15 protein-coding genes, 1 pseudogene and 1 CRISPR repeat array are annotated in these 21,756 nt (G+C 42.1%); of the genes and pseudogenes, 5 read left to right on the top strand and 11 right to left on the bottom strand.

Annotated elements, in window-relative coordinates:
• Positions 1–313 precede the first annotated feature (313 nt).
• The gene (locus V7K89_RS20930; RefSeq protein WP_335190491.1) at positions 314–2,134 is read right to left on the bottom strand and encodes a ShlB/FhaC/HecB family hemolysin secretion/activation protein; all 1,821 of its coding nucleotides are present in this window, start codon (positions 2,132–2,134) and stop codon (positions 314–316) included.
• A gap of 207 nt (positions 2,135–2,341) precedes the next feature.
• On the opposite strand from V7K89_RS20930, the gene V7K89_RS20925 reads away from it, so the two are divergent.
• The 3 genes from V7K89_RS20925 to V7K89_RS36000 all read left to right on the top strand — a co-directional run bounded on the left by V7K89_RS20925 (position 2,342) and on the right by V7K89_RS36000 (position 8,740).
• Positions 2,342–7,435, top strand: a complete 5,094-nt coding sequence (locus V7K89_RS20925; RefSeq protein WP_335190489.1) for a CHAT domain-containing protein — start codon at positions 2,342–2,344, stop codon at positions 7,433–7,435.
• 216 nt (positions 7,436–7,651) lie between these two features.
• Positions 7,652–8,272, top strand: coding sequence for a hypothetical protein (locus V7K89_RS20920; RefSeq protein WP_335190487.1), 621 nt, complete (start codon positions 7,652–7,654; stop codon positions 8,270–8,272).
• A gap of 342 nt (positions 8,273–8,614) precedes the next feature.
• Positions 8,615–8,740 carry an IS1 family transposase gene (locus V7K89_RS36000; RefSeq protein WP_442941729.1) on the top strand — a complete coding sequence of 42 codons (126 nt, stop codon included), beginning with the start codon at positions 8,615–8,617 and terminating at the stop codon, positions 8,738–8,740.
• A gap of 260 nt (positions 8,741–9,000) precedes the next feature.
• Here V7K89_RS36000 and V7K89_RS20915 read toward each other — a convergent pair whose 3' ends face one another.
• The 6 genes from V7K89_RS20915 to V7K89_RS20890 all read right to left on the bottom strand — a co-directional run bounded on the left by V7K89_RS20915 (position 9,001) and on the right by V7K89_RS20890 (position 13,704).
• The gene (locus V7K89_RS20915; protein ID WP_335190485.1) at positions 9,001–9,789 is read right to left on the bottom strand and encodes an SDR family oxidoreductase; all 789 of its coding nucleotides are present in this window, start codon (positions 9,787–9,789) and stop codon (positions 9,001–9,003) included.
• 19 nt (positions 9,790–9,808) lie between these two features.
• On the bottom strand, positions 9,809–10,630 hold the full coding sequence (locus V7K89_RS20910) for an NADPH-dependent oxidoreductase (RefSeq protein ID WP_335190483.1): 822 nt from the start codon (positions 10,628–10,630) through the stop codon (positions 9,809–9,811).
• 114 nt (positions 10,631–10,744) lie between these two features.
• Positions 10,745–11,860 carry a sulfonate ABC transporter substrate-binding protein gene (locus V7K89_RS20905; RefSeq protein ID WP_335190481.1) on the bottom strand — a complete coding sequence of 372 codons (1,116 nt, stop codon included), beginning with the start codon at positions 11,858–11,860 and terminating at the stop codon, positions 10,745–10,747.
• Positions 11,861–12,012: 152 nt separating this feature from the next.
• Positions 12,013–12,771 carry a class II aldolase/adducin family protein gene (locus V7K89_RS20900; protein ID WP_335190479.1) on the bottom strand — a complete coding sequence of 253 codons (759 nt, stop codon included), beginning with the start codon at positions 12,769–12,771 and terminating at the stop codon, positions 12,013–12,015.
• Entirely contained in the window at positions 12,758–13,429 is a 672-nt protein-coding gene (locus tag V7K89_RS20895) for a hypothetical protein (RefSeq protein ID WP_335190477.1), read from the bottom strand. The genes V7K89_RS20900 and V7K89_RS20895 overlap by 14 nt, the downstream gene beginning before the upstream one ends.
• Before the next feature lie 68 nt (positions 13,430–13,497).
• Entirely contained in the window at positions 13,498–13,704 is a 207-nt protein-coding gene (locus tag V7K89_RS20890; protein WP_334918687.1) for an RRXRR domain-containing protein, read from the bottom strand.
• Between the two features lie 6 nt (positions 13,705–13,710).
• Between V7K89_RS20890 and V7K89_RS20885 the strand changes: the two genes are divergently transcribed.
• The gene (locus tag V7K89_RS20885) at positions 13,711–13,911 is read left to right on the top strand and encodes a hypothetical protein (RefSeq protein ID WP_335190475.1); all 201 of its coding nucleotides are present in this window, start codon (positions 13,711–13,713) and stop codon (positions 13,909–13,911) included.
• Positions 13,912–14,256: 345 nt separating this feature from the next.
• Here V7K89_RS20885 and V7K89_RS20880 read toward each other — a convergent pair whose 3' ends face one another.
• From V7K89_RS20880 to fdhD, 3 genes are all read right to left on the bottom strand, one after another.
• The gene (locus tag V7K89_RS20880) at positions 14,257–15,951 is read right to left on the bottom strand and encodes an RluA family pseudouridine synthase (RefSeq protein WP_335190473.1); all 1,695 of its coding nucleotides are present in this window, start codon (positions 15,949–15,951) and stop codon (positions 14,257–14,259) included.
• Between the two features lie 125 nt (positions 15,952–16,076).
• Entirely contained in the window at positions 16,077–17,390 is a 1,314-nt protein-coding gene (locus V7K89_RS20875; RefSeq protein ID WP_335190471.1) for a hypothetical protein, read from the bottom strand.
• 588 nt (positions 17,391–17,978) lie between these two features.
• A CRISPR array of direct repeats spans positions 17,979–18,809; the repeat unit is 36 nt; unit sequence CTTTACAAACTCATTACCCCGAAAGGGGATGGAAAC.
• Positions 18,810–18,980: 171 nt separating this feature from the next.
• Positions 18,981–19,820 carry a formate dehydrogenase accessory sulfurtransferase FdhD gene (fdhD, locus tag V7K89_RS20870; protein WP_335190469.1) on the bottom strand — a complete coding sequence of 280 codons (840 nt, stop codon included), beginning with the start codon at positions 19,818–19,820 and terminating at the stop codon, positions 18,981–18,983.
• A gap of 143 nt (positions 19,821–19,963) precedes the next feature.
• On the opposite strand from fdhD, the gene V7K89_RS20865 reads away from it, so the two are divergent.
• Positions 19,964–21,145 carry a serine hydrolase domain-containing protein gene (locus tag V7K89_RS20865; protein ID WP_335190467.1) on the top strand — a complete coding sequence of 394 codons (1,182 nt, stop codon included), beginning with the start codon at positions 19,964–19,966 and terminating at the stop codon, positions 21,143–21,145.
• Between the two features lie 295 nt (positions 21,146–21,440).
• Here V7K89_RS20865 and V7K89_RS20860 read toward each other — a convergent pair.
• Positions 21,441–21,665: pseudogene (locus V7K89_RS20860) on the bottom strand (Uma2 family endonuclease); the annotation flags it as partial.
• Positions 21,666–21,756: the final 91 nt, after the last annotated feature.

Here is a 21,756-nt window from a genome sequence, read left to right as displayed (position 1 = left end):
TTCTTTCTTAAATTTATAAACTATAATTTCTCACTTTGTATATATACACAGGATAAAATTCAAATTCTTGAAGAAAAAAGTTAATTTTTTAGTTCAATATTAGGATAAGGCAGAAGGAAAGGTAATTAACTGTAGAAAATACTGAAATAATCGCGTCATCTACCAAAAGGAGTAAGTTGAATGGCATTTTACTTGCGGAAAACACCAAAAGGAGTAAGTGAAATAGCATTTTGCTGATTAAACTCGACTTGCTCAAATGCGACTCAAATAATATCATGCCCACAAAATTAGTTATGATTACCATAGTCTTTAACTAGGGTTGATAGCGAAGGCTAAAGTAAAAGCCATCATCCTGAGCGTTATTACCACGATCGCTCAGATCGATAAATGGAAATCCATAATCGAGGCGCAAAAAAAGATGATCAATTCCCATTGCCTGATTCCATAATAATCCTAAGCCTGCGCCCACTAAAAAAGTTTGATTGGGTAGCGGGTTGGGATTATCAGACTGATTCCAAACGGCTCCCATGTCTAGAAATGGCGCAAATTGAATTGTAGAGAATCCAGATTCATTACGTTGCACTGTAAACCGATCTTCGATCGCCACCCGAAATCCATTATCCCCAGAACGGATATTTTGGCGATATCCTCTTACAGATTGTCCACCGCCAATCACAAATTGCTGGGAAGGTAAAAGGCTATCTGGTGTAAGCTGCAAGTCTGCTTGGATGAGCAACAAATGATCGTTGCTCAATTGCTGCACGCGCTGTACTTGACCTAGCCAACTGAAAAAGCGACCATCGGGTATGGGGTCATTGTTGATCGTTGCATCTAATATATCAACGCCAAAATTAAATTGCGATCGCAAAAACCAAGCTCCTTGAGGTTCGCGCTTGAGATAATCTTGACCAAATTTAATTACACTAGTGCGGCTAACGCCATTAGCATCAGGCCCGATGCCAAAGGGGGTTGCGAGGTTATCAAACAGGAAGGTTTGACCATCTTGGTAGGTAAATCCTAAAGATAGGGCAAATTCTTCTTTGGGCGATCGGATCAATGGTTGACGATAATTGATTTCATAAAGATCCTGGTTTGCCTTAATATCAAAGGCATCAAAGGGTGGCTCAGTAATTTCGTTGCGATAAAATGCGGCTCTAATTTGCACTTTGCCATTCATGGCGTTCACAGGAACCTGATAACTAAAATCGAAGATATCAGAACCACCAGAGAGTGTGTGGTAATAGGAGCCTGCTACCTCATCTCCCATACCAGTTAAATTGCGATCGCGCAGTTCAACACCCAATCTTTCCGCGCCAATACTGGGAGGCGAATAATTATCTACACCCAAGCTACCAGTTAACGGATTTGCTTCTTCAACTCTGACAATGAGAATACTTTGACCAACCTTACCCATTGGACGCAGACGTGCTTCCACATTTTTGAACAGAGGATCTAGCTGCAGTAGCCTTAGTTGTTCTTCGAGCTTACCACTATTGAGAGGGATACTGGCACCTAGTTGGATGCGACTACGAATATAAGATGGGTTTAATCGCCGCGTCCCTTCGATATCAATCTTTGTCAAACGCCCTTCAAACACCCGAATTACTACAACACCATCTGCGGTACTAGGCTGCTGAGTGTCTGGAACCGCTCTAGAATTTATATAGCCTTTATTTAGGTAAAGCTGGGTAACAGCATCTGCGGCTTGTCTAATTTCTTCTAAAGTTAAGTCCCGTTCTTCAAACGGTTTCACTACTGGATTAAAATCATTTTCATTAAAAACTGTGCTACCTACAACCTGAATTTTCCGAACCCGAATGCGTTGTGGTATTTCTGGTTGTGGGTTTGGGTTAGTTACAGGGGCAGGTTGTGTTTCCTGTACTATTTTTAACTCTGACTGACTGCTATTTTGAATTGAGTCAGGTGTAAAAATATTAGCTCTAGCTCTAAGTCCATTTCCCATTACAATCCAGACCGTAGGCAGAATTAACAAGCCACACCGAAAACTGAAACTGTGCTTACTCCATTTAGTAGTTGCCAAACTCCGCCAAGTGTCTAACTGATGAGAAAAATAGACACTTTTTTGCTGAGTCGTTGCTCTAGGCTGAACACCAGTTTCTGTTTCTTTTCTCATTTCTCTTCAGTAGAGTGCCTTATTTAACGACTGGGCTGATTTTGATTTTTGAGTATACTATGGCTGTATGAGTATTTGAATATCATATTTTTGATATTCAAATTTCAAAAGATTTGTAACTAAAACTATAATTAACAACGAATTATTCTAAGTGATAGTCCTTAGCATTATATTGTGGTAACAGGTAGAAAACTTGGGAATACTTCGATGTCACCACTGATTTCCATTGTCATCGTCAATTACAATCGGGAGTCTTACCTTGAAGAAGCGATCGCTAGTGTCTTAGCGCAGACATGGCAAGACTTTGAGCTACTAATTTGGGATGATGGCTCTACAGATAAATCGGTGGCGATCGCCCAGAAGTATGCTCGTCAAGATGGACGAGTGCGGGTAGTAGAAGCACACCATCAGGGAATTGCTGCGGCTTCTAAAGCAGCAATCAGCCAAACTAGCGGCACTTACATTGGTTTGGTAGACAGTGATGATATCCTAGCCCCTACCGCTCTGGCAAAAACTGCTACTGTACTTAATAGCCATCCCGAAACAGGATTTGTTTACACTGACTACTTAAATATTGATCAAGAAGGTAAAGTTATCGGCTACGGTCATCGCTGCGACATTCCTTACTCCAAAGAAGGGTTGTTGGTAGACTTCATGACGTTTCACTTTCGCTTGATTCGGAGATCGGTTTACGACCGAGTGGGAGGTGTTAACAAGTCGTTCCGTTATGTCGAAGAATACGACCTATGTCTACGACTTTCAGAAATAGCTCAGGTAAGCCGGGTTCAAGAGCCACTCTATCTCTACCGAATTCATTCTCAAAGCATCTCTACTACCAGAAGAACAGAACAAATTCTCTGGTCTGGTAAGGCGATCGCTCAAGCACTTTGGCGACGCGGATTAGCAGACAAGTTACAAATCGATGTAGAATTGCCGACAGGTCGCTTTATATTACGGCGCAAAAAATCTTTATTGTCTAATATCGCCGCTTCAGTCCTAGTTATTGCCTCGCTGGTAAGTCCCAGATTAGCCCAAGCACAACAAATAGTTCCTGCTGCCGATGGGACAAACACAATTGTTACACCAAACGGCAATCGACTTGATATCACTGGCGGTACAACTTCAAAAGATGGTGCAAACCTCTTTCACAGCTTTCAACAATTTGGGATTTCACCAGAACAAATCGCCAACTTTCAAGCCAGTCCAGCGCTGCAAAATATCCTTGGTCGAGTTACAGGCGGGAATGCCTCGGTTATTAATGGCTTAATTCAGGTGACAGGTGGCAATGCTAGCCTTTTCTTGATGAATCCAGCCGGATTTATTTTTGGAACAAACGCTAGTTTAAATGTACCTGGTGCTTTCACGGTGACAACAGCCAACGGTATTGGCTTTGGTAGCAGTTGGTTCAACGCTATCGGTGTTAATGACTACAAGACTTTAGTGGGAAATCCTAACAGATTTGCCTTTAGTATGAACCAGCCAGGAGCGATCGCAAATGCTGGAAATTTGGTAGTAGGTAGTGGGCAAAATTTGAATTTATTAGGCGGTACTGTAGTCAACACCGGGCAACTTTCGGCACCGGGAGGGCAAATTACCGTTACATCAGTACCAGGACAAAATTGGGTGCGTCTCAGTCAGCCAGGAAATCTGCTGAGTCTAGAAATTCAGCCCCTCGCCTCTAGTAGCAACCAACCCAATAACTGGACAATCCCCATTGCATCTTTACCTGAATTGCTCACAGTTGGTAACACAGGGTTAACTGCTAGTCCTGATGGAACTGTAAAATTGACAGGCTCTAATGTCACAATTCCCACAACTCCAGGTACAACTATCGTTTCTGGGACAGTGAATGCATCGAGTCAAACAGGCGGTACGGTAACTGCCTTGGGTAAACGAGTCGGGGTGATTGATGCCAATATTAACGCCTCTGGAAGCAATGGCGGCGGTACTGTGCTAATTGGCGGCGATTACCAAGGTAAGGGGACTTTACCCAACGCAGATCAGACTTATGTTGACTCAAACTCCCTCATTAATGCCGATAGCAATTTGAATGGCAATGGCGGACGGGTTATTGTTTGGGGTGACAAGACAACAGGATTTTTTGGCAACATTACCGCTCGTGGTGGTCTGAACTCTGGCAATGGTGGTAAAATCGAAGTGTCGGGTAAGGAAAACCTGATTTACCGTGGCAATGCCGATCTGAGTGCCAAGAATGGTATTGTTGGTAACTTGTTGCTAGACCCAACCGATATCAATATCGTAGATGGTACTAACGCACCTGAAGATGCTTCTCTGCCTGAAATATTTCAAAATGATTCCCCAGCTATTTTCACCATTTCTAAAGACGCTTTAGAAAGTCAGAATGCTGCTGTTACTTTAGAAGCAACTAATAATATTACGCTCGCTAATGGCGTATCATTGAATTTTGTTAATGATGGTGGCGGAGCGATCGCTTTTACCGCAGATGCAGATGGTAATGGTGTCGGTGCTTTTACGATGGGGATAGGCGACACCATCAGGACTAATGGCAGGGATATCACCATTTCAGGAGCGAGCCTGTCTTTAGGAGTTATTAACACTAGCAGCTTCTTTATCGACGAGGGAGGTCAATTTATTACTAATGGCAATGGTGCTAATGTCACCTTGTCTGCGCGTGGTAACATTACTGCTGGCGACATTATTGCTACAGGTCAGGGCTACCAATCATCTAGTGGTAGTATTATAGTCCAAAGTACTAGCGGTGGAATTACTCTAAATAACCTTGACACCAGCAACGTTCAAGACCCTAACCCAGACTTTCCTGCTAGTGCAACAGCTGGAGGAGTAACTTTAAGTGCCGCAGGCAATATCCTCACAAATACGATTAATTCTTCTTCAATTAATGGTAGTGAATTCGGTAGGGGTGGCGATGTAGTAGCAAAAACTACCTTAGGTAGTATTACTACAGGTGCAATTAACTCATCTATAGTCAGCCCTAAAAGTGACCCTTTTACAGGGACAGCTGGCACAGTCAGCTTAACTGCCAGAGATAATATCACAGTTAATGGTGCTATTGATACCTCAGCAACTACCACCGCAGGTAATATAGGAACGGCTACTACAGGTGGTAACGTAGCTCTAGAGACTACCAATACCTTTGGCAGTACAATTCGCTTTAGCAGCATCAATACACAGTCTAGAACAAATGTTTTTAATTTTGAATTGACTCAGGACACTGGTCAAGGTGGTAATGTGCAAGTGCTGACCAACGGACTAGTTCAAGGAATAGGGAAAATAAATGACGGGGAAACCGATACAGGTGTAACAATAGCTACTAGTAAATTTGCTCCCTTTAGAGGAAGTCCCATTCTTCAACCTATTGCGGGGGGAGGTACTGTCAGGATTCAACACGATGGTGGCCCAAACAATGTGCCATTTACCGTAGGTGATGCGAGTGTCAATGGTACAGCAGGGTCAATTAATACAGGCGACAATTCAATCATTCCTTCAAATAGCTTTCCAGTTTTACCTACTACTGGAGATGCTAGTGGCACTCCAAATAACATCACAATTACTTCTGTCAATACCCCGCCTACATTAACGGTAAGCTCATCACTACCCAATACTCAGACAAATCAGCCAGTGACCTTGCCTTTCGGCAGTTTGGCTGCCGTAGTCACGGATACTAATAATGACATTACCACCATCCGGGTTGATGCGGTAAATGCGGGAAATCTGACTGTCAATGGTCTTCCCGTTATTCCTGGTGTGACTACCTTATCTAGTGGTGATACTTTGGTGTACACACCTCCGGCAGATACTAATGGATCACTAAATGCCTTTAGAATTAGTGCAAATGACGGCGTTTCCTCTTCTACACCTGTACAAGTAGGAATCAACGTCACCGCGCCTCCTCCTCCTCCGCCTCCTCCGCCCCCTCCGCCCCCTCTGCCCTCTCCGCCCCCCTGCACATTCCAGTGCAACTCAGTACCACCTAACCCTAACCCTAACCCTCCTAGCTTTAGACCTAATCCCCCTGTTATTAATGTCGATTCTACTGGCGAAGGTGGTTTCACAAATGAAATTGCAGACTATTTAGGCATCCCTGCTCCTAAAATCAAAACATTAGATGATGCCAAAGAGATTGCTCGCAATATTGAGAAAGCTACTGGTGCTAAACCTGCATTTGTATACACCAGTTTTGTCCCTGTAGAAATTCAACCACCATCAAATTCAGACGGAGCGAAATTTACTAAACAGTTGAATACCGAAGCAGAGCAAGTTAGTGACCAACTAGAATTGGTGGTAGTAACTGCAAAGGGCGACCCCATCCGCAAGCGCATCCCAGAAGCGACGAGAGCCAAAGTTCTACAAGTAGCTCAGGAATTTCGTGACCAAATTGTTAGTCCACAAAACCGTCGCCGCACTGGTTATTTGCGTTCATCTCAACAACTTTATCGCTGGATTATCGCACCAGTGGAGGCAGATTTACAGGCGCAAGGGATTAGCAATCTAGTCTTTTTACAAGATGTTGGATTACGTTCAACCCCAATGGCAGCACTTCACGACGGGAAGCAGTTTTTGGTAGAAAAATACAGTATTGACTTGATGCCCAGTCTCAGCTTGACTAACACCGTGTATACAGACATTAGAAAATCTCAAATTTTAGCGATGGGGGTTTCTCAAAGTACTCAAGGGCAAGATCCTTTACCAGGAGTTCCCCTTGAGTTATCAACATTAGTGTCCAAACTCTGGGGGGGCAAATTATTGTTAGACAAACAAGCCACCTTAAACAATCTCAAAAGTGTTCGTCGCCAACAACCTTTTGGGATTATTCACATGGCTACCCATGCTGATTTTGTTACTGGTGCTTTGAGTAACTCCTATATTCAGCTGTGGGAGGACAAGTTACGCTTGAACCAGTTACGACAGTTAAAGTTGAATCAACCCCAAGTCGAGATGATGGTGCTGAGTGCTTGTAGAACAGCTTTAGGGGATGAAGAATCCGAACTGGGATTTGCGGGTTTGGCAGTGCTAGCAGGCGTGAAAACTAGTGTTGCTAGTCTTTGGTCGGTTAATGATGCTGGCACAGCAGCGTTGATGACAAAATTTTATGAGAACTTAAAGACAGCTCCAATTAAGGCAGAAGCTCTCAGACAGGCTCAGGTAGCTATGGTCAAAGGGCAAATTTATGTAAAAGATGGACAATTGCAAGGTTTAGGGGTAGTAGGGAATTTGCCTTTACCTGCTGACAGTGCTGATGAATCACTAATGCATCCTTATTATTGGGCTGGATTTACAATGGTTGGCAATCCTTGGTAAAGGTAAAGAATAGGAGTCAGAGAGCTAGCGGGAGAAAGAGATTTTTTGTTGCTTTTAACCTAACGTGAGTTCGACGCAGAATTAGTATTACCACTAGTAACTTCAATCGAGTGACATACTTTTAGCAGATAATACGGATGAAAGATATGTCTTCTTATAGATGAACGCTACAATCTATCAGAAAATCAAAGAAATAGTTAAATCCAGAGTGGTTTTATGAGGGCTAATTTAACACCTACAGCGACATTTGACTTTTTTACTGTGCTATCCCAAGCTGCGGTTACGTATCGACAACCACAACGCATACGCCCTAGTGCTGAGATATTAGTAAAGGCGTTGCTACAAGCAGAAAAAACTGCCAAGCAGCAACGGTTGACTTATCCGCTTGAGTTTCTTCTCGGTAAATGGCAACTTTGCTTTGTCACTGGCACTAAGAAAAACAAAGGTAGCGGGGGAATTCTATTAGGCAACGGTTTCTATGTACCCAAGTTTATAGCAGTCCATGTTTCTTTTAATGCTACTTTGAAACAGGATTCAGACAGAGGCGAAATTACTAATCAGGTTGAGTTTAACCCAGTTTCACTGAAGCTTACAGGTCCAGTGCAATATTTCGATAAGAAAAATTTATTGGCCTTTGACTTTAACCAGATGATTATCAGTTTGTTTGGTCGTGTTATTTACAACAGAGCAATCCGTGCTGGTAAAATTCAAACAGAAGATTTCTACAACCAACCTATAGCTAAACTACCTTTCTTTGGCTTCTTTTTAGTGACAGAAGATTTCATTGCAGCTCGCGGTCGTGGGGGAGGATTGGCATTTTGGATTCGAGAAACTTAAATACGCTTGCAGTAAGTCAGGCAGTCTTGCTGGAGGGTAAAGGAAAGAGGATTTGACTTATTTGTTTGATTTGTAGCAAGTGGTGCAACCTTTTTTACAAATCAAACAAATACTTCACATTATCTGCGCTAGATTACTTAGGGAGTGATATAGGACTCCTATTTGATTGCGTGAAAAAACTCCGTACATCTGAATAGTAGGGAAATCAAAGGTAGTGTATCGAATAAGCCACTCAAACAGTAACGGCTAATACGAGAATTTCGAGATCAAGGCGTAGAAACGTTGAACCTATGTTTATAGCCTGCAACCAAACCAGGTAGGCTAATTCTCTAAATTAATGAGATGTGGTCATACGTAGGGTCGAAATCCAATAAACAATGGATTTGGTTTGCAATTGACGCAACAACACGAAAAATTGTTGGGGTGCATATTGGTGATCGCTCTGGCCAATCGGCTAAAAGATTATGATAATCTCTACCACCAGTCTATCACGGAGCCGGAGACGCTCCGCCTCCGGTAAATGTGCAATTTGTTACACTGATTTTTGGGAAGCGTATAAACAGATTTTACCTAGTAAAATAAATCATTATTATGCACTACTACCAATTAGTTTTAATTCCCGAATTTATGCAGAAAGCCCAAAGCCCCTCTCCTCTGCACCCGTGCGGATATAATATAACGAGTCTCAATATTGATTGCCCCTTATTATTTTTTATTAATTAAGCCGCTCAAAATGTGCTTTGAATAATTCCGCCATCTACTTGCAGCATGACTCCATTCACAAATGAAGCTGCTGGTGAACTCAGAAATACCGCAACATTGGCAAACTCTTCTGGTGTGCCGATACGACCCAAAGGAACAGTCTCATTGATTCTAGCAATTTCTGCTTCTTTGGTTTCACCACTTTTAGTAATGCGGGCATCGATCAATTCTTCTACCCGTTCTGTATATGTCCAGCCTGGTAGAATGCTGTTGACGCGAATTTTATCGCTACCCAGTTCTTGGCTGAGAGTTTTCGTTAAACCAATCACTGCTAATCGAATGGAATTAGATAAAACCAGATTTTGAACTGGTTGTTTAGTTGAGGTTGAAGTGATGGTCAAAATTGCTGGTGCGATAGATCGGCGTAAGTGAGGTAAAGCGTACTTTACCAGACGTACCGCACTCAGCAAAGTCAAGTCGATCGAAGTTTCCCAAGTTGCCAAATCGATATCGTCAAAAGTGCCAGCAGGTGGGCCCCCTGCATTGGTTACGAGGATATCCAACCCGCCGAATTTTTCGACTGTAGCATTAATTACCTGTTCAATATCTTCTTGACTGGTAACGTCTGCACGCAGAGATAGCACTTCTGTACCTGTCTCGCTTGCAATCTCCGCAGCAGTTCTGTCAATTAACTCACTGCGGGCGCAGATGGCAACTTTTGTACCCTCACGGGCAAATTGTCTCGCTGTAGCTTTGCCCAAACCTTTACTAGCAGCTGTCACTAAGGCGACTTTGCCACGGAGTTGCAAATCCATAATCTTGATTCTTCTTAATTTACAGTAACTTGAAGCCAAGGTTATTGAGAGCTTCACGCAAGCGATCGCGTCCTCTCAAAGCCTCAACAGTTGCAATTCGCTGGGCTGAGTGTTCTGACCAATCGCCAGCAACATTCATCTTTTGTTCAGTATAGAATTCTTTGATGATGTCGTTGTAATGAGCGATCGCTTCTTCTTGTTCTGCCAATTTATAAGTTTCACGGTGCAGTATCGCTGACTGGGGCAACCTTGGCTTAATCGCCGCTTCTACATCTGGATTCGCATAACCCACACACAGCCCAAATACAGCATACACAGAGGAGGGCAAATTCAATATCTGTGCTACCTCTTGCGGGCGGTTCCTGATTCCGCCAATATATACTGTTCCTAAACCGAGTGACTCGGCTGCAACTGCGGCGTTTTGTGCCGCCAATGTTGCATCGATTGTTGCCATCACAAACATTTCCAGATATTCCAGTGCATCATGAGATATGCCGCGACTGTCAGCAACGTGACTTAGACGCGCCAAATCTGCTAACCAAACCAAAAATAAAGGCACTTGCTTAATATGTGCTTGGTTTCCCGCTAGCTTGGATAACTCCTCTTTGCGCTGTTGATCTTCGACTGCTACCACACTCCAGGTTTGTAAATTTGAGGAAGTGGATGCAGATTGGGCGGCTGCAATTAGCAATTCCAGAGTTCCCGTTGGTAGAGGATCGGATAGATAAGACCGAATTGAACAGTGAGATAATAGTGCTGTTAGCGAATCATTCCATTCAATTTCGGGGTTGAAGGGAATTTCACCGTAGCGCGATCGCAGTAATTCTGTAGGATTAGTCATAATCAATTCCAAGAATTTACATTTCAAAAATTGACAGTTATTTTATTACTAACACCAATTTCATTTGTAGGGATATACATCTGTATCTCCCTACTCCCGATTCATTGCACAAATTTAAGTTTTTGGTGAAAATGCAGCGTATTCTTCTTTTGTTAATACTGCATCCTTCACATTTATCTCTTTAGGAATTAGCTTCAATTTGTAATATGTATCCGCAACACCTTGTTGGAGATTTATTAAATTATCATCAATTGGCACAAGACCAAAAGTCCGTCTATTAGTTGCTTTTTTCATCGTCTCTAAATCAATTCCTAATACAGGTGCAAGAGTTTTTGCTACTTCTTCTCGATTCTGTTTAGACCATTCTTCAAGATTTTGAATTTCCTCCAGTATCGCCTTGACAGTTTGGGGATTTTCAGTAACAAATTTGCGAGTCATCAAATAATATCCTCCCTGTTTATTAATTCCTGTGCCATCAATCAGGACTCTGGCTTTAGTTGCCTCTTGAGCAGCTGCATAGAAGGGGTCCCAAATTACCCAGGCATCTACACTACCCTTGACAAATGCAGCGCGAGCATCAGACGGTGCCAAATATTTAGGTTCAATGTCAGTGTATTTCAATCCGGCTTTTTGTAAAGCTTGGACTAACAATAAGTGAGCGCTAGATCCTTTTTGAAAGGCAACTCTTTTGCCCTTCAGGTCAGCAACTTTTTGAATTTGTGAATTTTGAGGAACAAGAATTGCTGAACTAGCTGGAGTAGGCGCAGTACCAACAACGTAAGTTAGTGATGTTCCTGCTGCTTGGGCAAATATTGGCGGTGATTCTCCTACAGGGCCGATATCAATACTACCGACATTCATCGCTTCTAGTAGTTGCGGTCCCGCTTGAAATTCAGTCCACTTTACAGTGATACCTTGAGGTGCTAGACGTTTTTCTAAAACACCTTTAGTTCTAAGTAAAATAGTCGATTTTTGATAGCCAAATCTGACCACTGTTGCTTTACTGTCAGCAGAATTACCCTGAGATGTGGCACTAGGATTAGGTGCATTAACAGTTGGTGTCGATGAGCAGGCAGCAAATAGCAAGCTCAGACAAAGACCTGTAACAAAAGCCCCCACTATTGGTAGAGAAGAAAAGAATAATTTCTGTTGGTTGTTAAAGGAGATATTCCGGAATTTTATCAACGATATCCACTTGGCAATGAAACGACCAAAGATTTGATTAATCATCAAAATGATTCTTGTGAACTATAGTAATACTATAAAATTATAGGTTTACCGGAGTATATAAGAAGATTTAAGTTTAATTGACATCAAAATAGCGGGAAGCGGGTTAACTGAAAACTTCCCCGCCTATTATGCCAATGCCAAAAAACACAGCACTAATTTAGCAAATCAGGTTCTTCACGCACAATCCGGTCGTAAAGGGGCTGGAAACTGAACCACCCACTTGTATGCGATCCCACTTGAGTTTGTGTTAAACGGGCTGTTTCGTGTTTGATCGTAGTCGGTCTACCCGCAGCTTCAGCTAGTAGTTGGGCTTGACACGATCGCTCTAAGCTAATGTACCAAAAGGCAGCTTCATCTACCGTATGTCCCACAGTTAAAATGCTGTGGTTACGCAGAATTACGGCTTTATTTGACCCCAAGGCTTGCGCCAGTCGCAAACCTTCAGAGGTTTCTAAAACCACCCCTGTGAAATCGTCAAATAGCGCATGGTTCTCGTAAAAAGCACAGGAATCTTGAGTCAAGGGGTCAAGGAGACGACCTAAACTAGACCAAGCTTTACCATACAGTGAATGAGCGTGAGCTGCGGCGATCACATCAGGTCTAGCTTCATGAATTTGAGAATGGATGGCGAAAGCAGCGCGATTTACTTCAGCATCGCCTTTAACCACCTCACCTTCTCTGTTAACTAGAATCAGGTCAGAAACTCGGACATGACCGAAGTATGTCCCAAATGGATTGACCCAAAAATGGTCTGTAAACTCAGGATCGCGGGCCGTAATATGGCCTGCGATTCCCTCGCTGAACCCAAACTTACCAAACAGGCGAAAAGCAGCCGCAAGGCGTTGCTTACGGTGCAGGCGTTCGTCTTCAACTCGCTCGAATACTGGAGGTTGTGGTCTATTGTAGGGCATGTTCTTTTTCCTCTTCCTCTTTACAGGGAGCGTTGGAATATCCAGAGCGAAAGGATTTGACGCTGTGAGATTCTGGGATGAACTGGTGACGCCAGACGCAACCAGTATCATTACCCAAGATATGGATGGATACAGATGCGCTCTGGGATGTGGTTTTGACGGCGTGGATATCACCATTTGGGGGTAAGAGGCAGTAGATATCCCCTGGTTGAAGCGATCGCACTTCAGTTACTTGTAATTGTGCGTGTCCTTCGGCATCACCGCTATCTACACGGCGATAGACTGTTTCTTCTTGATTACCTTTGTATAAACCAATCAATCCCCAAGCTAAATGATCGTGGACAGGAGTCGTGGAACTTGGGGGAATCACCAAACTGAATACTGACAGGGAACGGTCTTTGGCACGATAAAGCAGCCATTGACCAATACCGCCGCCCATCCGGCTTTCAGGATTGACTTGGGCAAACTTTTCTGGTAACCATTGCTGTTGGGCAAGGAGTTCTTGAAAATAGGGTTCTAGTCTAGCGAGAGTTTGTGTGCGATCGTCAACAGTGCTAGCGCTAATTTCTTGCACTGTTGCTACAAAGGATCGTAGTTCCTGGCTCTCAATAAACCATTGGTCTTCTGATAACGGTTCTAAAATAGTGTGGTTCGTCATCTATATTCCTCTGTTTAAAAGGGGACTAAGATTAACTAATTACTAATTCGTAATTCGTAATTAAGAATTCAATTACGATTTATTTTAATACCAGGATGAATTTTAAAGCCAAGTTGCTCAGGTTTTAGATGAGAAAGGGACTCCTTCAGAATAATAGTAAAAGGATATCGCTGAAATACGGTAGCTTTACCTTGTGACAATAGCAGCCTAGCATGGCTGATGCGTACTGGATATAACGGTTGTTGGTTGGCATCAAGAATGAATACTTTAGTCATGCAATTTTGAAATTTAGATTTGCGATCGCCAGATTGGGGACTGAGGACAAGAGGCAGATATGCAAAGGGGCAGAAGGGAAAAACTTACTGCAACTTTTCCTCTGCTCCCCTGCTGCTTTTATAAAAAAAGAAGCCAAGAATGAGAATCTAGAGGTCAACTCCAGCACTCTCGTCTTTAACGCTAATTTGGGTATTTCCAAGGAATAAATCATCCAATTTTCTGGGGTGTCTCACAATCATTTGTAGTTGGATATTTTAATTGGGAAGCCTCTTAGCTTTGATATTAATTTATTTAAATACTATAAGTCGGTCGGATAACCGTTGAATAAACTACAAGCAGAAACTATCATATACAAATTTAAAAAGCAATAGGCTAGCTGTTAGGGGAGACAAAACGTAGCTTTAGCTCTTTAGGGTTCTTGGAATTTCAATAAATCAAGCTAATATACAGCAGAATTCAGGAGTAAAACTGGTAACAGACGAATCGTTGTGTTTAACCAACTTGAAATATAGTGTAATATAATACGTCAACCCCTTTGGAAAAGTCAAAAGTTAAAAAGGCATAATTGCTTGTAAATACAAGGTTTTTTCTAACTGCGGATGCTCGAAGCGAAGTTCTCTGGCGTGCAGATGTAACCGACTAGTAACTGCACAGCATCCATAAAGGCGATCGCCTAAAATAGTTATCCCAAGTCCTCGCGGATCGGCTGCATGAACCCTTAATTGATGAGTGCGTCCTGTTAATGGCGTAAATTCTACGCGAGTGTAGTTTCCTTCTCTCGCTATAACCTGGAAGTGTGTCAAGCTAGGTTTACCATACTGCCAATCAATTTTTTGCTCAGGACGATTTTCAGGATCTCCCCACAGTGGCAAGTCAATTTTACCTTGCTCAACTGTCACAGCACCAGAAAGTATGGCTTCATAAACCTTATGAATCTGGCGTTCCTGAAACTGCTGGCTGAGTTGCCGATGAGTTTGGCGATCGCGTGCCAATAACAAAATCCCAGAAGTTTCTTGATCTAAGCGATGCACAGATATAAGTGCCATGCCATCAGGTAACAAATGACGTAAGCGACTCAAGACACTATCTTGGCGATCGCGATAACGACCGGGTACTGAAAGTAATCCAGCAGGTTTGTTTACAGCAATCAGCCATTCATCTTCATAAATAATCGGTATGACCTCTCCCCAAACCCTTCCCCTATCAGGGCAGGAGGGGCTTCTTACTGCCTTTTCCCTAGCTGGCAAGGGAGGTTTCAAGCCTGAGAGCAAAAACCCCATCAATGGCTGACATCGCTCGGTACACGCTCCATAAAACTCTCCCGGAATTTTATCCTGATTTGCAGAAGACGTACCCCACCAAAATTCTGCCATTGCCAATGGTTTGAGATTATGTGTTGCCGCATAATGAAGCAGCTTTGGGGCACAACAGTCTCCTGTGCCAGTGGGCAAACCTCCTGGCATCAATTCTTGCAATGATTGCGATCGCCCGGAAAAATTAGTCAGGCTGTAGCTAGCGTGCATTTGAGTTTGTAATTGACGCGATAGTGCTTTACGCTGTTGTTTCAGTTCGCTAATTCGCGCATCCGTCGTTGTAATTACCTGTTGTAGTGGCTGTAATACAGCATTTTGCTGGCGTTTAAGTTGTCGTCGCTCAATTCCCTGCTGACGACTTTCTTCGTCAAGTTGTTCAAGGGCAATCGTGAGTGCTTCGGGAGAGAGTGTATTGCAGATTTGCTGACGTTTTTCTTGTCGTTGATGTTTGCAATAGCGATGGCGATCGCTCATTGCTTGTAACTGCTGCTCAAAGTCATTAAACAGGATTTCATACTGCTGGCGTTCGGTGAGTTGCTTTAAAGTGATAATTTCTTGCTTAATCGCGTCCAACTGTGCCAAAGTACGAGCTTCCTCGAAAGCAACCTTATCTCGTCCGGGAATTGGCGGCACCCAGCCCTCAACCACACTGCAACCATTCAAAAGACCTGAAAAGGCTTTTAGTACCCGTTGTTCGCCATTAGGCAGTTCAACCAATAGGATTCCATACATCTTCCCTTCACGAGAATAACAGTTATTCTTAGCAAGATATTGCATTAGTCCGTGGGCGATCGCTTCGGACATTGAAGTGCGGGGTAATTTTAGGCGATGTCTACTTTGCGGACAACGCCCTTGGTACCAATAACTACAAGATAAGTCGCCGATCGTAAAATCACAGTCGATGAAATCTGAAAGTGCGTGCAGAACTACCATACAAAGTATGATTGCAAATCTAGCTAATCTTAATATTTTAAATTATTGCCCATATTAACAAGTTCGTAATCAGGACTTTAGTACTTATTTTTAAGCACTAAAGTCCTGACCACAAACCTTTAAAACTAGCTTGACAGAGTATTAGTTGGAGTGCGATCGTCTTCTGGTGTAGGCAATTGTTGAGATAAGTTAGCTTCTTTAGATGCAGGTTCTGGATCTTTTGTCATACCATGCTGCTCTTGCCCTCTCAGTCCAAGATATGTTGCGGCACTGATTCCTTGTAGCGCCAGAAGTGTATCATCAAATTCTGGCATTGCTAGATTTTTAATCACCTCCCAAACAAAAAATAGTCCGATGGCAACTGTCCAAATAAATGTTTGAAAGCGATGAAAATTGACTCCATTAATATCTGATAATATATCGGTGAAAAACCCTTCCGAAACGCTTTGACTACCTTTTCTGTTTTTCTCATTACCCTGCCCATCTATTAATGAAGTACCAAATGCAGTTACAGAGTTAATTCCTAATAAAACTAGTGATTGTCCAGTTAAAATATTGGTGTAATCTCCTGTTATGCCGTAGATAATCAGGTAAGCAGAAAAAATGAGAAATGTCCAGAAAGCAAGTTGAGATATTGATAAGCTGAAGGGATTTCTATACTCTTCATTTGAACCAAGAAAAAACTTAGCAATTCCCGAACGAGCTTCCTTTTCAGGTAGAAACTCTTTTGTAATCAACATTTCCTGACCATTGATTACTTCTTTTTTAGAGTAAATTCCTTCTATTCCAGGGCTACGTAGACTGTCTCGACCATATCTGAGAAATATTAAGATAATAGCTATAACTAGAAGCAGACACAGCCAAAATCGCCATGATAATAGAACTATTTTTAATTGAGGAGGTGAGAGAGGATCGCTCACCAGAATCGCAACTTTACTGGGACAGCCTACCCCAACTATCGTATCAATACTATATTTGGGCCTGCCACCAAGTAGCGAATTCCATGCAGTTTCAGATACATCAGTACGTTCAAGCTGAAAAGCTAACCAATCATTATTAAGAGTTTTCTTTTGATCTTCACCCTCCTCCATGACGCTGACTGGTTCTCCGTGGACATTTTCTAGCTGATAGCCATTCAGGTACAACACTAATTGGCGAGGATCGAATGAATTGCCTTTAGGCGTTGCACTTGTGGCTGCTGCTGACAATCCTTTAACTTTTACCCTGATGCGATCGCCCATCTTAACTTGGCTGCGATCGTTATCAGCAATGACTCGTTCAGTTCTGAGATTTGCAGGAACATAACAAGCGCGAGACGATGCAAAATTTACAGAAGGGATACCTGAACTATCTTGAGCGATCGCAGAAAAGTTAATAGAAACAACCAGAGAAAACATCAATAGAAAAATAGCAGTAAATCTTTTAGTCTTTCTATACATTGCTCAGTATTACCAAGTAAACTATGTCGTAGTTTACTCCTACTTGAGCCATTCGGAATATTAAAAAACTTGTTTAGGGCGAAAAACAATACCTCCGCAAAAGAGGGAGGGGGCAATGCCTACGGCAGGCTTTATCCTTTTGGCTAATTATAAAGTCGCAGTCATGGGGTAACAATAGGTATCTATATAAAGTCAAAATTATGACTGGTAAATGCAGACTCACACTAAGTAAATACGCGCCCTTATTGCAAGCAAACCACTATTTATTTACAGATACCAATGCATTGACAACCTTATATTTCCCGACATCCCTGCCCCAACTATTAAGGGTTTTGACAATATATTGACAAGTACAGATAATATACAATACCCTTTTTCAAAGTGTGTTGATTGCTCATCGACACCACTCGCCAGAACCTTGAAAACCGCATAACTTTGTTGACTGGTGTCGATTGCTTACACAGCAACGTTTCCAAGCTGTGAAAGACACTAATTATTGAGAATTATTGGGAGTTATTGACACTAGAAAAAGTGGTGTCGATTGGGGGATTTCAAACACTCTCCCTGTAAGGCTTCCAGAAGTTAACTCTTTACAAACTCATTACCCCGAAAGGGGATGGAAACCATCACTTCCCGATGCAGAGAACTCGGCCTCAAACTTTACAAACTCATTACCCCGAAAGGGGATGGAAACTTTCGTAGTCTGACTCTCCTTGCAGCTTCGTCTTTTCTTTACAAACTCATTACCCCGAAAGGGGATGGAAACACTTGCGATACTCGAGAAGTATTTGTTCAAATTTACTTAACTTTACAAACTCATTACCCCGAAAGGGGATGGAAACACTTGATGAAATTAGCTGGGTTTGATCCGTCCAGTCTTTACAAACTTATTACCCCGAAAGGGGATGGAAACTTCCATTCTCTGCATTTCACCACGGCGACATCCATGCTTTACAAACTCATTACCCCGAAAGGGGATGGAAACGCTATCTGTTACATTGTAACATTGCCAGTCATTTTGCTTTACAAATTCATTACCCCGAAAGGGGATGGAAACAATATAGCTATGGGAATTTCTCCAAAATAAATTAAGGTAAACTTTACAAACTCATTACCCCGAAAGGGGATGGAAACGGCATGTAGCGAAGAAGACTGCAATAGAATTCTCAGCTCTTTACAAACTCATTACCCCGAAAGGGGATGGAAACTTATCATTCTTTGTTGATTTTGCGAACTGCTTACTTTACAAACTCATTACCCCGAAAGGGGATGGAAATTGGTTATTGAATTGCAACACCACGGTTTCCTGTTCCTTTACAAACTTATTACCCCGAAAGGGGATGGAAACAAAACGGATAAGTAAAAATCAACTTTTTACTAAGACTTTACAAACTCATTGCCCCAAAAGGGGATGGAAACTTGTCCACCGCAGTCTGAACGTCAGTGGGAACCGTCCCAGTTTCCAAGACTTATTACCCCGCAAGGGGATTGAAACGTTGCTATGTCTTGGTCTGGGTAGTAGATTTGTCCTGAGTTTCTACAACTTGTTACCCCTAACGCTTCGTGGTAACACACCCTACAAAAGTGTTTTTAAGCAGCGTTTATTCTTTGTAAACCAGTGTAAACATTGAACCGTTCTCCGCGCAGGAATCCAATTAAGGTAATCCCAAATTCCTTGGCGACAGATACGGCCAAACTACTGGGAGCAGAAACAGAACAGACAATGGGAACTCCAGCAGTTGTAGACTTTTGCAAAATCTCAAAACTTGAGCGTCCACTAACCAGGACAATACAATTATTTAAAGGCAATTCATCACTGAGCAAAGCTGTACCAATCAATTTATCCAAAGCATTGTGTCGCCCAACATCCTCCCACAGGTTTAACAGTTGTCCTTGAGCATCAAAGATAGCCGCAGCGTGCAAACCTCCTGTAGCAGTGAAGATACCTTGAGCAGCCCGGAGTTTATCTGGTAGGCTGTATACGATCTCAGGTGTTACCGTTGGCCCTGAAGAAATTACTGGACATCCCCGCAGACGCAAAGCCTCAAGGCTAGCTTTACCACACACTCCACAGGCGCTACTTGTATAAAAATGACGCTCCAAAGGCTGTAAGTCTGGAATCAACCCATCCCGCAGTTCCACATTTACAATATTATGGTGTTGCTCACCATCTACTAATTCATCTACACAGTAGCTGATACGTCGAATATCTTCCCTGCTATTAACGACTCCTTCACTGTAGAGGAAACCAGCAGCTAGTTCAAAATCTGCCCCTGGCGTCCGCATTGTTACAGCTACCGTCTTCTGGAAAGAAACAAGACGAATTTCTAAAGGTTCTTCGGTGGTAAGTTGGTCTAAACGAGTCCGTATTTGACCTTTTTCTACTACCCAAACAGTGGCTTTGGTCTTACTTTTAGTTGGCATTTTCATATTTGTGAAAGTTGGTGAATTGAAATTTTGATACTAATCTGGAAACAAAGTAATGCTATTTATATGTCAGATGTCAGGTTGATGCTTACCAATTACTTTGTGTAGTTGAGCTAGATCGGCTATGTTTCTATTTAGGAAGTAAAATGAACCTAAAACTTTTGGCTTTCAGCAAAATTTTATTTGCAATAGTCTTTGTGATTTCCCTTGGTTTTACAGGATATTTAGTGGCTAATAACATTAGTCAGCGAGTAATTGAAAAATCTCTTGCTAAACAAGTGATATCTACCTCCACCGTCGGAAAAAGTTCTCAACTACAAAAACTTTTAAATGAGATAATTGTAGAACAGAAAATCCCTGGTGCAGTCATGTATATTACTACACCTAAAGGTTCTTGGCTGGGAGCATCTGGTGTCAGTAATTTGTCAACTAAAACCAGGATGAAACCCACAGATGGCTTTTCTATTGCCAGTATGAGTAAAACTTTTATGGCGGTGGTTGTGCTGAAATTAGTGGAACAAAGGAAGATAGAATTAGATCGGGCGATCGCAACCTACTTACCAAGAGACATCACTCCTCATATTGTCAACAGCGATAAAATTACAGTTCGTCAACTCCTTAACCACACCAGTGGTGTTGCTGAATACTTAGAAACAAAAGAGTTTATTCAAGCTACGGCGAAAAGAAGTCGCTCACAGCCTTGGACAGCCAGAGAAGCTATTCGGTATATGTATCAAGAGCAACCACAGGCAAATCCTGGAGAAAAATTTATTTATACTGATTGCAACTACATTCTTTTGGAACTAATTGTTGAAAATATCACTAGGGGAACTCTCGCTCAAGCAATCCGCAGTCAGATTTTAAAACCATTAGGATTAAAACATACCTTTACGGAATTGCGCGAACCAACAATTGGAGAAGTCGCTACAGGTTATGGCGATCGCAATAAGGATGGTAAGCTAGATAGCTACGCCGAAGTTAATGATGGTAATGGTTTGGGAGATGGTGGATTGGTTTCAACAGCAGAAGATTTAGCCAAGTTCGCCAAAGCGTTATTTGTCAAAAAAACCTTACTTTCCTCGAAGATGATGAAAGAAATGCTGAAATTTAAAGATAATGGCGCAGGTTATAGTTATGGCTTGGGTGTAGAAAGGTTTTCATCTCCTTTGGCAAAAGCAATTGGGCATAGTGGTATAGCTTATGGCTTCGCAACATTGCTTGCATATTTACCCAATGAAAAAACCACTATAGTAGTGCTGCTAAACAATCAGAATGTTGATATTAAATCAGTAGCTAGGACAGGTCTGGAAGTTGTCGAAAATAAATGATAGTAATTTGTAATTATGCTTGTAGTGCTGAATTCTCATATTCACCTACTGGTATAATAAATTTTTTTGGTCAAGAGTTTAAGGAATACATAAAAAAAGAGCTAAAAGATTTTTACTAAGACTTTTAACTTCACTTAACTGTTACTGGCAAATGTAACCCTAATGCATCTAGCAAAGCACTCAGACTCGTAAAGAGTCAAACCACTCGAAGAAAGGATTTATACTGTTATATGTTAAGTAATTCCCGATGTCCTTTGGTTGAGCTTCCATGATTTTTAGAGCAAGTCTACGTACTTTAAATCGTATCTGTGTCAACACCCAATTCTCGCAGTTTTGCTGCTAGGCGTTCAGCACGTTGTCTTTCTTGTTCAGCGCGTTGCTTTTCTTGTTCAGCACGTTGTCTTTCTTGTTGGGCGTGTTCCGCTTCCCACTGGGCAATTTCTTCAGGTGTAGGCATTAACTGTCCTTCCGCATTGAAATAGCGTAATTGATTTTCATGAACGCCCAAGTACAAACTTATAGCGGATTGCAATCGCATAGAATACAGTAAGCAGAGACATAGTGTATAAAAATGAAAGCCTACTCCGTTGAGCTAAGAGAAAAAATAGTTC

This window comes from Nostoc sp., from assembly GCF_036917515.1.
GTDB lineage: Bacteria > Cyanobacteriota > Cyanobacteriia > Cyanobacteriales > Nostocaceae > Nostoc.
This window is presented reverse-complemented; position numbering and strand designations above follow the sequence as displayed.

Coding starts and splice junctions, on each gene's coding strand:
- V7K89_RS20930 (WP_335190491.1), bottom strand. CDS start 2,134: ATGAGAAAAGAAACAGAAACTGGTGTTCAGCCTAGAGCAACGACTCAG.
- V7K89_RS20925 (WP_335190489.1), top strand. CDS start 2,342: ATGTCACCACTGATTTCCATTGTCATCGTCAATTACAATCGGGAGTCT.
- V7K89_RS20920 (WP_335190487.1), top strand. CDS start 7,652: ATGAGGGCTAATTTAACACCTACAGCGACATTTGACTTTTTTACTGTG.
- V7K89_RS36000 (WP_442941729.1), top strand. CDS start 8,615: ATGTGGTCATACGTAGGGTCGAAATCCAATAAACAATGGATTTGGTTT.
- V7K89_RS20915 (WP_335190485.1), bottom strand. CDS start 9,789: ATGGATTTGCAACTCCGTGGCAAAGTCGCCTTAGTGACAGCTGCTAGT.
- V7K89_RS20910 (WP_335190483.1), bottom strand. CDS start 10,630: ATGACTAATCCTACAGAATTACTGCGATCGCGCTACGGTGAAATTCCC.
- V7K89_RS20905 (WP_335190481.1), bottom strand. CDS start 11,860: ATGATTAATCAAATCTTTGGTCGTTTCATTGCCAAGTGGATATCGTTG.
- V7K89_RS20900 (WP_335190479.1), bottom strand. CDS start 12,771: ATGCCCTACAATAGACCACAACCTCCAGTATTCGAGCGAGTTGAAGAC.
- V7K89_RS20895 (WP_335190477.1), bottom strand. CDS start 13,429: ATGACGAACCACACTATTTTAGAACCGTTATCAGAAGACCAATGGTTT.
- V7K89_RS20890 (WP_334918687.1), bottom strand. CDS start 13,704: ATGACTAAAGTATTCATTCTTGATGCCAACCAACAACCGTTATATCCA.
- V7K89_RS20880 (WP_335190473.1), bottom strand. CDS start 15,951: ATGGTAGTTCTGCACGCACTTTCAGATTTCATCGACTGTGATTTTACG.
- V7K89_RS20875 (WP_335190471.1), bottom strand. CDS start 17,390: ATGTATAGAAAGACTAAAAGATTTACTGCTATTTTTCTATTGATGTTT.
- fdhD (WP_335190469.1), bottom strand. CDS start 19,820: ATGAAAATGCCAACTAAAAGTAAGACCAAAGCCACTGTTTGGGTAGTA.
- V7K89_RS20865 (WP_335190467.1), top strand. CDS start 19,964: ATGAACCTAAAACTTTTGGCTTTCAGCAAAATTTTATTTGCAATAGTC.